Genomic DNA, 13,116 nt, shown 5'->3' on the forward strand with positions numbered 1-13,116 from the left:
GGAGGTTACGTCCTCATATCGACGTTCGTCAATGTATTGTGAGGGCATGAGCGCCATCGCACGCGAGCAGAGCACAGAGGGCACACAGGCCATGGCATCCGGCCAGGAGTGCTGCTCGCTGTCCGCCGGGCCGCTGAGCTCCGCGGACGCCGAGCGCTCCGCTTCCATGTTCAAGGCACTGGGCGATCCCATGCGCCTTCGACTGCTCTCCCACGTGGCCGCGCAGGGCTGCGAGTCCGTATGCGCCTGCGATCTCACGGAGCCACTGGGGATCAGCCAGCCTACGGTGAGCCATCACATGAAGCGCCTCGTGGAAGCCGGCCTGATCGTCCGGGAACAGCGGGGCCGCTGGGCGCACTACAGCGTGGTGCCGGAGGCCTTCGCGCGGCTGCGCCAGGTGCTCGACCTGCGCTGAGCGACCCGCGCGGCTCAATCCTTCAGCGGGTGCGCGGCCTCGTCGCGCGCCATGCGGAAGGCGAGCCAGACGACGACGGCCATCACCGCCGGCACGATCGCTGCGGCGGCGAAGATGGCCTCCACGGGAACCACCGTGGACAGCGGCCCCACGACGGCCATGGACACCGGCATGAGCAGCAGCGAGACGAAGAAGTCCAGGCTGGAGACGCGTCCGAGCATCCGTGCCGGCACGCGGCGCTGCAGCAGGGTCCCCCACAGCACCTGGCCGATGCCGTCGGTGGCGCCCACCACGATCATGATCGCGACCAGCACTGCCCAGGACTCGGTGAAGCCCACGAAGAGCAGCGGCAGCGTGCCGAAGCCCCAGGCCACCATGATCCAGGTCAAGTACCGCCGCGGCAGGGGCATCCCGGAGATCACCAGCGCACCCACTGCCGAGGCCGCGCCCGTGACGCCCAGCAGCAGACCGACTTCCGATGCCCCACCGCCGAAGGAGTCGCGCACCACGAACGGCAGCAGCACTTCGAGCGGGCCGATGAAGCAGAACACGGTGATCACCGCGAAGATCAGGGTGCCCATCAGCCACGCGGTGCGCCGGACGTAGGAGACGCCGTCCATCATGTCGGCGAGCATGGATCGCAGCCCGCCGGACGGGGCTGCGGCGGGGTCGGGCGGGAAGAGGGTGACGGGCTCGTCGTCGCCGGTCTCCCGGTGGTGCTGTGCACCGGTGACCAGCGGATCCGCCGACGGCAGCTGCGGGAGCTGGCCCGTGACCGGGTCCGGGACCAGCTCGGGCACGCGCAGTCCCAGGATGATCGCCACGGCGACCGCGTAGCAGAGGGCGACCATGGCGAAGCCTGCGGTCGGCGAGAGCGCCGCGGCCAGCAGCCCGGCCAGCGCGGGCCCTGCGGCCGTCTGCAGCAGGGGCCGCGCGGAGCCCTCCAGCCCGTTGGCCGCCAGCAGCGCCTCGGCCGGCAGCAGCCGCGGCAGCGAGGCCGAGTACGACGGGTAGAAGATCCCCACGCCCGCGAAGACCAGGAACGACGCCGCCGCCAGCAACCCCACGCTCAGCATCCCGGTGGCGCTGAGGATCGCGGTGACGGCGGTGACGAGCGTGGAGGAGAACATCACGGCGCGCAGGACCAGGTGCGGCGGGAAGCGGTCGGCCACCACCCCGCCGATCAGCGCGAACATCACCACGCCCACCGCGCCGGTGGCCGAGACCACGGAGAGCTCGACCGGGGAGCCGCCCTGGGCCATGACCTGGAAGACGACGGTCAGCGCCCACGTGCCCTGCCCCAGCACCACCGAGAGCATGGCGCCGGCCAGCCGGGGGAAGCCCGCGTGGCTGAACGGGGCCACAGCACGCCGGGCCGCCCGGGACGCACCCGCCAGACGACGACGCCCTCCCTCGCTCGGGTCGGGCTCAGGCGTGGGCTGCTGCGGCTGATCGGTCGGGGTCATCGCGGGAAGTCTAGATGCTGGTGGTCAGGGGCCGCCCGGGCTGCGCGAGGCCGCCCCGAGCCGACTCTCCCCTACAGCAGCCCGCGGATCACGAGGACGAGCCCCACCACAGCGAGCAGACCGCCCATCACGCCCATGGGGAGCATGATCCGCTGGCCGCCGCGCGCGATCCCCTTGTTGATGACGTGCTTCTGGAACAGGTATGCGACGACTATCGAAAAGAGAGCCGATGCCGAACAGAGCAATGCCCAAGGCATCCATGCCGGGACTCACCCAGCCTTCCATACTTTCGCACACGAACTACCACCGTCGATGGCCATCAGCGACCAGGGTTCAATTTTCATTACCGCCGCAGTATGTCACTGCTACGCATTAACGGCCTAGTGACACCGACGCTTCAATGGTCCAGAACAAAGACATCACAATCATCCCACAAACGCCTATGCAGTAAAACACCTTTATCCGCTCGGGAACCTCATGGAAAAATAGACGGCCAGTTCTAGCGAGATTGATGAGCATGGCCACCGTGGCGATAACGAATATAGGGCCCATAATTAGCACTACGGACGCCCCTCTTTCGTCTTGACTTTAGGACACTAGACAATTTCGAATTGGCTCTAGCCGCGTTCAACTAACTGTACACGACCCACCACTTCACAACTCCCCGGCAGGCTCGATACCTCCCCGATCGTCGCCCCTCGACCCCCAGCCACGAGCCTCCGAAGTAATGCAGTGTTCTGCAGATGAAATTCCCCGTGTCTAAATGAAGGAATTTCTGGCGACGAGTGCAAATGACCGCCTTCCGCCGACTAGCGCCAGGTTAACCATCAACTCGAGCACCCCGTCATAGTCAGAGATCGACTCTCCCCTCGAGCAAGGCGACTCCTATGCCGATCACGATGAGCCCAACCAGTCCAAAAAGGAATGCCGAAGCAATTCGTCGTCCGGGAGGACAAGCGGCCCGGCTCGGAGCGGCCTGGCTCCGGTCAGCGGGTGCACCTGAGCTTCCAGAACGTGCAGGCGATCCTGCATCATCTGGCCCACCTGGAGCAGACGGCGCAGACCGGCTGAGGGTTCAGCGCCCGTCGGGTGCTCCCACCGCCTCCAGGCAGACCTCCCGGGCCACGGCCCACGAGGGGTGGGAGGTGTCGATCAGGTCGTTGTGCTCGGCCCCGTCGATCAGCTCCACGCGGCCTCGACCACCCGAGATCCGGCGCCGCTCGAGGTAGGGCAGGATCGTGGCCGCAGGAACGGTGGCGTCGGCCATGCCGTGCACCACGTTGATCGGCAGATCCACGGGCAGCTGCTGCAGCGGCGAGGCGCTGCGATAGCGATGCGGCACCTCAGACGGGGTGCCGCCGAGCAGGTCCATCACGAACTGGTCGTCATCCACCTCGACCGCTCGGACCGGATCCAGCACGCCTGCCAGGGCCGTGGCGCTGACGGGACGGATCCGCGTGGGCCCGAACTCCTCCGAGGACCCGACGCCGCGCGGCAGCCCGCCGAGCCAGGCCGCCAAGTGCCCGCCGGCGCTGTGTCCGAGCAGGTGGACCCGAGACAGGTCCGGTGTGAAGGCAGCACGGGCGCCGAGTTCGGCGACGGCGTCGAACCCGTCGACCGCATCCTGCAAGGTCACGGGCCAGCCACCCGGGGACGGGGTCCCGCGATAGGCGGGCAGCCAGACAGCCGCGCCGTAGCGCGCCAGATCGCGGGCCGCGCCCAGGACGTAGTCCCAGCTCGACGTCTCCCGCCAGCCGCCGCCGTGGAAGAAGACGATCACGGGCAGCCGCTCCCGACCCCACGCTCCGCGCTGCGGCAGCACGAGATGCCCGTACTGGCTCCGATCCTGGGAGCCCCAGACGATCACGCCGACGTCGTCCCAGCCTCCGGCCCGGGAGCGCCCGGCGACCACGAGCGACTGCGCCTTCCCCGGGCGCACTGGAGTGCTCGCTGCCAGACCGGCGACGGCCGCGGCCGAGAGGCCGGCACCGCGCAGCAGCACCCGCCGCGGGATCCGGGCGCTCACGCGGCGCCGAGCGGGATCTGCTCGAGCAGGGCCTGGCGCGCCCGGAACCAGGGCTCGCCGTGGACGTCGGCCCACGCGTCGTGATCGGCGTCGTCCAGGATCACGATCCGTCCGGTGTTGCCCGTCTCCTCGTGGCGCTGCACGTAGCTGCGGGTCGTGGACTCCGGGACGGTGGCGTCGTTGCGCCCGTGCAGGACGTTGACGGCCCGGTCCAGAGGCAGCTGGTCGATCGGGGAGGCCATCTCGTAGCGCTCGGGATCCTCGTCCGGGTCGGCGCCGCTGAGCAGGGAGCGCACCAGCCAGCCTCGCTGCGAGCGCTCCGCGAGCTCGAGGTCGTAGACCCCGGCCATGGCGGTGGCCGAACGGGCGATGACGCGGCAGTCGTTCCCCGGAGCGCCCTCGGGGAGCAGATCGCGTCCCAGCGCCCATGCAGCCAGGTGCCCGCCGGCGCTGTGGCCCAGCAGGTGGACCTGCTCCAGATCCGGGGTGAACTCCCCGGGCTTCCCGAGCTCGGCCACGTAGTCGATGGAATCCGAGACGTCCTGGAAAGTCTCCGGCCAACCGCCAGGGCCGTCGCTGCCGTCGAGCCCGCGGTAGGTGGGCACCCACACGGCCACGCCCCAGGCGGCCAGGTCCCATGCCAGATCCGCCATATACGAGGGATCCGAAGCGTCGTGCCAGGAGCCGCCGTGCAGCATCACGACCACGGGATGCGTGGGGCGCGAGGAGCCGTCACCCCACGCCTCCGGATCGGGCACGAGCAGCCAGCCGGTCTGGCGCTTCTCATCCGCGCCCCAGGTGTGGCGGCCGCGGTCCACCGGGGTGCCGGCGGGCTCGCGATCCGCGGGGTCGCGCCACGCCTGCGCGCGCTGCTGACCCACCGGCGTGGTGACAGTCGCTCCCACCCCGACGGCGGCGGCCAGACCGCCGAGCGCCTGCAGCAGGCGGCGACGTCGGATCGCCCCCGGCGCTGCGGCCCTCTCGGCGCGCTCCTGGAGCCGACGGCGCTCCTGCTCTGCTGCCAGCTCGCGCGCCTCTCGCCTGGATCCCGGTTCGGGGCGCGGCTGCTGCGCGCCGTTCACGACCCGCGGACCACGGGACGCAGGGCGGGGTCCTCGGTCTCGCGCCCCCACTCGGACCAGGAGCCGTCATAGATCGTGAGGTCGCGGTCCTCCCACCCGGCGGCCACGGCCGCGAGCGCCCCGACGCAGGCGGAGACGCCCGAGCCGCAGCTGAAGGCCACGGGGCCTCTCCCGCCCAGGCGCTGCTGAAGCAGGTCGTCCAGCTCGGCGGGCTGCAGCAGGTGCCCGCCGGGGGCCAGGTCGCTGAACGGCAGGCTCACGGCGCCTGGCATGTGACCGGCACGCAGCCCGGGACGCGGCTCGGGTGCGGTGCCGGCGAAGCGCTCGGCGGAGCGGGCGTCGGCCACGGCGCCGTCGTGCTCGGCCAGGCGACGGGCGACGTCGTCGGCATCCGTGAAGGCGCGCGGATCCAGCTGCACGCGCGGAGCGGCGACGGGCTCGGGGCTGTCGTCGAGCGGGCCCTCCGGGCGGCCCGAGGCCACCCAGGCGGGCAGGCCGCCGTCGAGCACGTAGGGCGTGCCGACCCCGGCGGCGCGCAGCATCCACCACGCGCGCGCCGAGGAGAACAGGCCCTGGCGGTCGTAGGCGACCACCACGGTCTCGTCGCCGATCCCCAGCTCGCCCAGGCGCTGCGCTAAGTCGTCGGCACCGAGCATGGTGTGCGGGATGTCGGCCTCCTGATCGGACAGCGGGCCGTCCAGATCGAAGCGACGCGCACCCGGGATACCGGTGGCGGCACCGCGCTCGCCCATGATCGAGGCGTCGACGACCACGACGTCGTCCAGGTGATCGGCCAGCCAGTCGGCGTCGACGACGGGGCCCTGCGGGAGATGCTCGGAGCGCGCGGTGTCCATGTCCGGCATCTTCGCACTCCCGCCCGTCCAGCACAGCGGCGCAGGCCGCACTGGAGGCGGATCGACCCGAAAGGGACTACAGCAGCGCCCGCGCGCCGCGGCGCACGGCGTCCTCCAGCAGGGCCAGGGCCGGAAGCGCCGTGGACCAGCGCTGCAGGTGCAGGCTCACCGCCTCCGGGTGGAGGCCGGGAACGGGTAGCAGCGGGGTGTCGGCGGCGGCGAAGGGCGCCCCCGGCAGCTGGAGCCGCGGCACCATGCCCCATCCGATGCCGTCGGCGATCGCTCGCACGAAGGCCTCCGCCGAGGGCACCCGGTGCTCGGGCGGGCGGCCCGTGATGCCGGCCCGGTGCAGCGCCGCGGACTGGAGGTCGTCCTTGTCGTCGTAGACCACCACGGGGAGACGGGCGAGGTCAGGCTGCGGTCCCGCGTGCTCCAGCAGCGAGGCCGCCGCGCGGGGTTCGTAGACCATGGCGCCCAGGGGGATCGTGCGGCAGCCGGTGACCGGAGCCGAGGACGTGGTGATCGCCGCCGCCGCCTCACCGGCCAGCAGGAGCCGGCGGGAGTGGTCCTGGTCCTCGGCGCGCAGTCGCACGCTGATCCCGGTGCCGGGTGCGGCCAGCTCCGCCAGGACGGGGCGGAACCAGGTGGCCAGCGAGTCCGCGTTGACCGCGACGTCCAGCGGCGTGGACTCGGCCTGATCCATGCCGAGCTCGACCCGGGCGGCGTCATGCAGGGACAGCACCTGACGCGCCATCCGCAGCACGGCCTCCCCGGGCTCGGTGGGGCGCACGGGCGCGCTGCGGCGCAGCAGCACGCGGCCAGTCTGAGACTCCAGGGCCTTGATCCGCTGACTGACCGCCGGCGGGGAGATCTGCAGCCGGGCGGCAGCGCGGTCGAAGGCGCCCTCGTCCACGGCCGCCACCAGGGTGCGCAGCTGCTCGATGTCCACTTTTGAATCTCTTATCTGTGTTCAGGATCTTTCGCTGGCCTGAAGGGTAGCTGCACCGTAGGTTTCCTGGCCATGGACATCTACTTCACCGGCATGCTCACCGGCCTGGCCCTCATCGTGGCCATCGGCGCCCAGAACGCGTTCGTGCTGCGACAGGGCATCCGCCGGGAGCACGTGCTGGTGGTCGTGGCGATCTGCACGGCGGCCGACGCCTTGCTGATCACCGTGGGCACGCTGGGCATCGGCTCGGTCGTGGAGCGGGCTCCGTGGCTGCTCACCGCGCTGCGCTGGGGCGGGGTGGCCTACCTGGTCTGGTTCGCGATCGGGTCGTTCCGCTCGGCCCTGTCTTCCCATTCCCTCACAGCCGACGACGCGGTCGGCCCCGGCGGGTCGCTGCGCAGGGTCGCCCTGACCGCCCTGGCGCTGACCTTCCTCAACCCGCACGTCTACCTGGACACCATGGTGATGCTCGGCAACCTGGCCAATCAGCACGGGGACCAGCGCTGGACCTACACGCTGGGCGCGATCACCGGGTCGGTGCTGTGGTTCCCTGCCCTCGGCCTGGGGGCGCGTGCGCTGGCCAAGCCCCTGAACCGCCCCGGCACGTGGCGCGCGGTGGATATCGGGGTGGGCGTGGTCATGCTGCTGGTCGCGCTGCGGCTGGTCGTGGCGGGGTGAGCGGATGAGGTTCGCCGTGCGATGACGACGACCACGGCCCTTGTGCTGTCGGATCCTCGGCGCATCCTGCTGACATGGACACGCACGCACCGGCTCCCGGACCCGGCCGCGGCTGGAGCGGCACCGTCTTCTGCGGGGTGAGCCTGGACGGCTTCATCGCGCGGACCGACGGGGACATCGGCTGGCTGGAGGCGCCGGTTCCTGCCGGGCAGGCAGCGCCCTCCGGCTCGGGCGCCGAGGCCGTCCCGGACTTCGAGGCCCTGCTGGCGCGCATGGACCACCTGGTGATGGGCCGTGCCACGTTCCAGAAGGTCCTGGAGATCGGCTTCTGGCCCTACGACCCCGTCCAGGTCATCGTGCTCAGCTCCACACTGACCGGCCCGCAGCCCCACGGCGCGCTCGTCGCACCGGACCTGTCCGCCGCCGTCGCACTGCTGGAGTCCCGCGGCGCCCGCGGCGTCTACTGGGACGGCGGCGCCACGATCCAGGCGGCTCTGCGCGCCGACCTGGTGGATGAGCTCGTGGTGACCACGGTGCCCCGGCTGATCGGCGGCGGCATCGCCCTGTTCGGGGCGCTCGAGCACGATCTCCCGCTGCGGCTGCGCGGCAGCAGGGTGCTGGACGGCGGGATGGTGAGCACACGGTACGACGTCGTGCGAGAGGTCTCGTCGGGCTGAGCTGCTCGCCGTATCGTGGCCCCGGATCACCGCAGCGGTGCTCCGCATCCCTGCCGAGAGGACCCTCCGTGCCCCAGTTCTTCATCTCCGTGAACCACTCCGATGACTTCCAGATGCCCGAGGGCGTCTCCATCGAGCAGCTGCACACGGACGTCATGGCCTTCAACGAGAAGATGGCCGCAGAGCAGCGCATCGTCTTCGTGGGCGCCCTCGAGCAGCCCGCCTCCGACGCCCGCCTGGTGGATGCCACCAGCGGCGAAGCCCTCGTGGCGCAGGAGACGGCCTCCGGTGCGGAGATCCAGCTGGGCGGCTTCTGGATCCTCGAGGCGGCCGACCTGGACGAGGCGCTGAACCTGGGGGCGCAGGCCTCCGCCGCCTGCCAGGGCGCCGTCGAGGTGCGCAAGATGCAGGGCGAGGGCTGAGCCCTGTCCGCTGAGCCGGCGCGGGTCTGCGTCGTCGTCGATCGACCGCTCGCAGCGGTCGCCGCGGTCGCCGCCGTGGCCGCTGACCCGCGCCGGCTGCCCGAATGGGCCGCCGGCCTGGCCGGAGCAGAGGTCACACCGAGCGAGCAGCCCGGGGTGTGGGTCACCGAGTCCCCCATGGGCCGCGCCCTGGTGCGCTTCACCGGCGGAGACGACCCCGGCGTGCTCGATCACGAGGTCACTCTGCCGGACGGATCGACCACGCTGAACCGGTTCCGGGCTTCGTCCTGCGCCGGCGGAACCGAGCTCGTGTTCCTGGTGGAGCCCGCTGCCGGCGCCTCGGCGGACGACCACGCGCGGGACGTCGCCATGGTGCGCGCGGATCTGCAGCGGCTTTGGGAGCTGCTAAGGGGCTGAGATCCTGCCTGAGGGCTCGACCCCGCGTAGCCCTCAGGGCATCCGTCGGAACATTCCGGCGGAGACGTCGTGCCGGTCCTGGAACCCGTGACGCGCGTACAGCCTCCGGCCCGGAGGATCGGCCATGAGGGAGACGTATGCGCCGGCTGGTGCGCGATCGGCGACCTCCTGGAGCAGCCGGGTCAGGATCGCATCGCCCAGGCACTGACGCTGATGCTGCGGATGCACGGCCATGTCCGTCACCTGGAACATCCAGCCGCCGTCGCCGATCAGACGGCCCATGCCCACGGCTACTCCTTGGTGCGTGACATGGGCTGCGGCCCAGCCGCCTGCGACCGCGAGCGCGGCTTGCCCCGGGGTGACCGGCGAAAGCCCCGCCTCCCGACGCAGCATCGCGAAGTCCTCCGCCGACGGCGCGGCCATGTGCATCTCATACCCGTCCGGAATCTCCATCCCCCCATCCTCCCCCTCCCTCGCCGAGTGGATACTCAATTGCGCTGTTCGGGCGGATAGCGCAACTGGGTATCCACTCGGCAGTGGGGGTGGATGCAGGAGTGTTTCGGTTTGATCACGATCACATCGCGGGACTCGAAGTGCGCTGCTCATCTGGGCACGGTGGGGTCGTGGAGACACTTCCTGCGACTCCGACGGCAGACCGGGTGGCGAATGCGCTGCGCGCCGTGCAGCGGCGATTCCGTCCGGTCTGGTGGCACCGTCTGCCCGAAGGACTCGACACTGACCACCATGCTCGTGATCGCGGGGGCTGGCCGTCATGCTCGTCCTCACGCTGAAGGTCGCCGACCGCAGCTATCACCGCAACCTGCCGAGCATGTGGGCCGACCTGGGCGCTGCTCCTGGCCGCGCCGAGGCCGCACCTCCGCTGGACGATCCGCGCACCCTGCAGCTCAGGGCGGCCCTGGGCGCCTCCCAGGAGGCCCGGGGCTGGGCCTTGCGTGATGACCTCGGGATCAGCGCGGACGAGGCCCGCGAACGGCTCCGGGAGCTCGAGGACTTCGATCTGATCGAGGGGTATCGGCGATTCCTCGAGAGTCGCCGAGAGGAGAACCGGTGGTATCGGAGCACCCCTGTGGGCGAATCCGCGCTGCCCGGCCATCTGGCGGCCATGAGGCAGGACGCCCATGCGTGAGCACATGACATCCGCCGCGGGAGATGCGTTGACAGCACCGCGCCATAGCTCGTGGGCTGACGTCGACGTCGCCCTGGAGCAGGCGCGACGGCGGTTGCATCCTCGCTGGTGGGCCGGCTTGCCCGAGGCCGCTCTGCTCCTGGTCGCACTCACCGCCATACTCAGCTCCGTTGCCTGGGGATGGCTGATCTTGGTCTGCATCAGCATTCTGATCATCTTCGGACGAATGCGCCCTGCTCTGGTGGGGGCCGAACACCGCTACCCCGCGTATGGCCCGGCCTCCGTCTCGCTCCTTGTGTCGAAGTCCCTCGCGCTGATCTGGATCATCTGGGCCATCTGGAGCGTGCCGGAAGGCCGCCCGCTGGGCACATCCTTCGCGCTGGCACTCCTCACCGTGACTGTCGTCGGAATTCTCGAGCTGCTCACCCAGCGGATGCTGGCCACCTCGATGCCCAGTGCCGGTCGGCGGTGGGCCTCCCTGGCCAGACGACCCGAACTGCATCCGGCACTTCGTGACCCGCTTGTCCTGCGGGCCATGGTGATCCTTCACCCCACACGGAAGATGCGAGTGACGCAGCTGGCCGCCGACCTGGAGCTGGACCGTGACCGCGCAGAGGCCGTTGTCGAGGCCCTGGCTGGTCAGGGGCTGGTCACGCTCCGGAGGAAGATCGTCGACGGCCCCGACCGTCTCTGGGCGAGTTCCATGGGCCGCGGCCAGACAGTGCTGGAGGCGCACCTGGCAGCCATCCAGAGAGGAGCAGAATGACCACCGCTCAGCCCAACCCGTCTCCTGCGCAACGGCTCGGACAGCGGCTCATGCCGGGGCGGTTCGACTTCCTGGTCTTCACCCTGGCGGGGTTCTGGTATCTCCTGGCGAACTGGGCGGGTTCCCCATGGCTCATGGTGGCAGCATCCACCGTCGCCCTGATCGCAGGAGGCCTGGGCCAGTTCCTCCGTCATCGCCGCGACGGCGCGGTGGCGCACCAGCGCTTCGGCATGAATGGCCGGCTGGGCTGGGGGATCGCCGCGATCTGGCTGACAGCCGCTGTCGCCATTTTCGTCTTGGGGGTGGTCTTCGACCCGCAGGAGTGGCCGGCGTGGAGCCGGGGCGCGCTGGCCTTCGCGGTTGCCTTCGGACTTCTGATCACCGGCCGCCGATGGCTTGCCGCGCGATCTCAGCACATCGCCCAGTCCCCTGGGCCTGCATCCTCACTCCGTGCGGATCCCCGAGGGACCCCCGACGACGTTCTGTGCGATCTGCTGTCCCGTACCCAGATGATGCGCGTCGACGCCCTCTCGGTGGACCTCTCGATCCCACCCGAAGAGCTCGGCCCGCGCCTGGAGTCACTGATGGACGCTGGCGTCGTCGGCCGCAGGATGAAGGACGACGGCCCCGTGGACGACCACCATTGGGTGCACCTGAGCTTCCACGGGGAGCAGCAGCTCACCACCGCCTGACACCTTCGCCGAGTGGACACCCAGTTGCATTGTTCGCCCCGATAGCGCAACTGAGCATCCACTCGGCGGGGTGTGGCGGGCGTAGCGTGGGAGGCATGTCTGAGATGCAGCGAAGTGTCGACGTCGTCGTGGTCGGCGGCGGATCCGTGGGCGAGAACGTGGCCCAGTACGCGATCGAGGGCGGGCTGTCCGCGGCGATCGTGGAGCACGAGCTGATGGGCGGCGAGTGCTCCTACTACGCCTGCATGCCCTCGAAGGCACTGCTGCGCCCGCTCGAAGTCGTGGCCGCCGCGCAGCACCTGCCCGGGGTGACCGGCGCGCACACGGACGCGGACGCGATGCTGGCTCGCCGCGACAGCTTCGTCTCCCACTACGACGACGCCGGCCAGGTCTCCTGGGCCGAAGGCGCCGGGGCGGCCGTCGTGCGCGGTCACGGCGAGCTGAGCGGCGAGCGTCAGGTGCGTGTGCGGGGCGACGACGGCAGCGAGCAGACCCTGCACGCCGAGCGCGCCGTGGTGATCGCCACCGGCAGCACCGCGTCGATCCCGTCGATCTACGACGGACTCGGTGCTTGGACCTCGCGCGATGCGACCGGCGTCCGCGAGATCTCGCAGCGCCTGGCGATCGTGGGCGGTGGCGTGGTCGCCTGCGAGGCCGCCGCCTGGATGGCGGGGCTCGGCTCGCAAGTCACCATGCTGGTCCGCGGGGAGACGCTGCTGGGCGGCATGGAGCCGTTCGCCGGCGAGCACGTGGCCGAGGGGCTGCGCCGGGCGGGGGTCGAGATCCGCTTCGGGGCCTCGGTGTCTGCGGCTTCCCGTCCCGACGTCCGCGACACCGGCCTGGGCAGGATCCACGGCGGCCCGGTCTCGCTGTCGCTGGGCGACGACGAGCTCGAGGTCGACGAGCTGCTCGTGGCCACCGGGCGCCGACCGGCGCTGGATGCCGTGGGGCTGGAGTCGGTGGGTCTGGAACCCGACGACGTTCTGGCCGACCGCCTGCCGTCGTGGCTCCACAGCGTGGGCGATGCCTCCGGCGCCGCCATGCTCACCCACACCGGCAAGCACGACGCCCGCGTGCTCGGCTCCCGCCTGGCCGCTGAGGCCGGGATGGCGCCCGCCGAGACGCCCGAGCCCCAGGACGTCCCCGTGCCGCAGGTGGTCTTCACCGACCCGCAGGTCGCCGCCGTGGGATGCACCGAGGCGCAGGCCCGCGAGAGCGGCCTCGATGTCGTGGTCGCGCAGGTGCCGTACGGATCGGCGGCCGGATCGGCGCTGCTGCGCGACGACGTCGACGGCACTGCCCAGCTCGTGGTCGACCGCGGCGCGGGAGTCGTCGTGGGCGCGTCGTTCGTGGGACCGGAGGCGGCCGAGCTGCTGCACGCGGCCACGATCGCGATCGTGGGACAGGTTCCGGTGTCCCTGCTGCGCCATGCCGTCCCGGCCTACCCCACGGTCTCGGAGCTGTGGCTGCGCCAGCAGGCGCAGCCACAGCTCCGAGCCCGTGGGGTAGGCCGGGACGGCATGGC

The 13,116-nt window shown here is 70.9% G+C and carries 17 protein-coding genes; 10 read left to right on the top strand and 7 right to left on the bottom strand.

The genetic code is table 11. The features are described from left to right. Nucleotides 1–46 precede the first annotated feature (46 nt). Nucleotides 47–415, top strand: coding sequence for an ArsR/SmtB family transcription factor (locus FFS25_RS01125; RefSeq protein ID WP_006214016.1), 369 nt, complete (start codon nucleotides 47–49; stop codon nucleotides 413–415). A 14-nt stretch (nucleotides 416–429) separates the two neighbouring features. Here FFS25_RS01125 and FFS25_RS01130 read toward each other — a convergent pair whose 3' ends face one another. Both FFS25_RS01130 and FFS25_RS13340 read right to left on the bottom strand, forming a co-directional pair. Then, nucleotides 430–1,881, bottom strand: coding sequence for an MFS transporter (locus tag FFS25_RS01130; protein WP_137801611.1), 1,452 nt, complete (start codon nucleotides 1,879–1,881; stop codon nucleotides 430–432). Nucleotides 1,882–1,952: 71 nt separating this feature from the next. Beyond that, complete coding sequence (locus FFS25_RS13340) at nucleotides 1,953–2,126, bottom strand: hypothetical protein (RefSeq protein ID WP_171004040.1); 174 nt, start codon at nucleotides 2,124–2,126, stop codon at nucleotides 1,953–1,955. 679 nt (nucleotides 2,127–2,805) lie between these two features. Here FFS25_RS13340 and FFS25_RS13345 point away from each other — a divergent pair. Beyond that, complete coding sequence (locus tag FFS25_RS13345) at nucleotides 2,806–2,952, top strand: hypothetical protein (RefSeq protein ID WP_171004041.1); 147 nt, start codon at nucleotides 2,806–2,808, stop codon at nucleotides 2,950–2,952. Between the two features lie 4 nt (nucleotides 2,953–2,956). Here the strand turns inward: FFS25_RS13345 and FFS25_RS01135 are convergent, their stop codons facing one another. From FFS25_RS01135 to FFS25_RS01150, 4 genes are all read right to left on the bottom strand, one after another. Continuing rightward, nucleotides 2,957–3,907 (bottom strand): alpha/beta hydrolase family protein, encoded by a 951-nt coding sequence (locus tag FFS25_RS01135; RefSeq protein WP_137801612.1) that lies wholly within the window; start codon nucleotides 3,905–3,907, stop codon nucleotides 2,957–2,959. Next, nucleotides 3,904–4,989 (bottom strand): alpha/beta hydrolase family protein, encoded by a 1,086-nt coding sequence (locus tag FFS25_RS01140; RefSeq protein ID WP_137801613.1) that lies wholly within the window; start codon nucleotides 4,987–4,989, stop codon nucleotides 3,904–3,906. Before FFS25_RS01140 ends, FFS25_RS01135 begins: the two co-directional genes overlap by 4 nt. Continuing rightward, nucleotides 4,986–5,843 (bottom strand): sulfurtransferase, encoded by an 858-nt coding sequence (locus tag FFS25_RS01145; RefSeq protein WP_171004042.1) that lies wholly within the window; start codon nucleotides 5,841–5,843, stop codon nucleotides 4,986–4,988. The genes FFS25_RS01140 and FFS25_RS01145 overlap by 4 nt, the downstream gene beginning before the upstream one ends. A 76-nt stretch (nucleotides 5,844–5,919) precedes the next feature. Next, nucleotides 5,920–6,792 (bottom strand): ArgP/LysG family DNA-binding transcriptional regulator, encoded by an 873-nt coding sequence (locus FFS25_RS01150; protein WP_171004043.1) that lies wholly within the window; start codon nucleotides 6,790–6,792, stop codon nucleotides 5,920–5,922. A 72-nt stretch (nucleotides 6,793–6,864) separates the two neighbouring features. On the opposite strand from FFS25_RS01150, the gene FFS25_RS01155 reads away from it, so the two are divergent. From FFS25_RS01155 to FFS25_RS01170, 4 genes are all read left to right on the top strand, one after another. Beyond that, on the top strand, nucleotides 6,865–7,470 hold the full coding sequence (locus tag FFS25_RS01155; RefSeq protein ID WP_137801616.1) for a LysE/ArgO family amino acid transporter: 606 nt from the start codon (nucleotides 6,865–6,867) through the stop codon (nucleotides 7,468–7,470). Nucleotides 7,471–7,544: 74 nt separating this feature from the next. Next, nucleotides 7,545–8,147 (top strand): dihydrofolate reductase family protein, encoded by a 603-nt coding sequence (locus FFS25_RS01160; protein ID WP_137801617.1) that lies wholly within the window; start codon nucleotides 7,545–7,547, stop codon nucleotides 8,145–8,147. Nucleotides 8,148–8,215: 68 nt separating this feature from the next. Continuing rightward, the gene (locus FFS25_RS01165; protein WP_006214006.1) at nucleotides 8,216–8,569 is read left to right on the top strand and encodes a YciI family protein; all 354 of its coding nucleotides are present in this window, start codon (nucleotides 8,216–8,218) and stop codon (nucleotides 8,567–8,569) included. Between the two features lie 75 nt (nucleotides 8,570–8,644). Next, nucleotides 8,645–8,986 carry an SRPBCC family protein gene (locus tag FFS25_RS01170; protein WP_249933709.1) on the top strand — a complete coding sequence of 114 codons (342 nt, stop codon included), beginning with the start codon at nucleotides 8,645–8,647 and terminating at the stop codon, nucleotides 8,984–8,986. Between the two features lie 33 nt (nucleotides 8,987–9,019). Here the strand turns inward: FFS25_RS01170 and FFS25_RS01175 are convergent, their stop codons facing one another. Further along, nucleotides 9,020–9,439, bottom strand: a complete 420-nt coding sequence (locus tag FFS25_RS01175; protein WP_137801619.1) for a GNAT family N-acetyltransferase — start codon at nucleotides 9,437–9,439, stop codon at nucleotides 9,020–9,022. A gap of 319 nt (nucleotides 9,440–9,758) precedes the next feature. On the opposite strand from FFS25_RS01175, the gene FFS25_RS01180 reads away from it, so the two are divergent. From FFS25_RS01180 to FFS25_RS01195, 4 genes are all read left to right on the top strand, one after another. Then, nucleotides 9,759–10,133, top strand: coding sequence for a hypothetical protein (locus tag FFS25_RS01180; protein WP_137801620.1), 375 nt, complete (start codon nucleotides 9,759–9,761; stop codon nucleotides 10,131–10,133). Then, entirely contained in the window at nucleotides 10,126–10,899 is a 774-nt protein-coding gene (locus FFS25_RS01185) for a hypothetical protein (protein ID WP_137801621.1), read from the top strand. The genes FFS25_RS01180 and FFS25_RS01185 overlap by 8 nt, the downstream gene beginning before the upstream one ends. Continuing rightward, nucleotides 10,896–11,591 (top strand): hypothetical protein, encoded by a 696-nt coding sequence (locus tag FFS25_RS01190; protein WP_137801622.1) that lies wholly within the window; start codon nucleotides 10,896–10,898, stop codon nucleotides 11,589–11,591. The genes FFS25_RS01185 and FFS25_RS01190 overlap by 4 nt, the downstream gene beginning before the upstream one ends. A gap of 104 nt (nucleotides 11,592–11,695) precedes the next feature. After that, a partial coding sequence (locus FFS25_RS01195) for a dihydrolipoyl dehydrogenase family protein (protein WP_137801639.1) occupies nucleotides 11,696–13,116 on the top strand: 1,421 nt, incomplete at its 3' end.

Source organism: Kocuria sp. 2SI (genome assembly GCF_005502825.1).
GTDB classification, from domain to species: domain Bacteria; phylum Actinomycetota; class Actinomycetes; order Actinomycetales; family Micrococcaceae; genus Kocuria; species Kocuria palustris.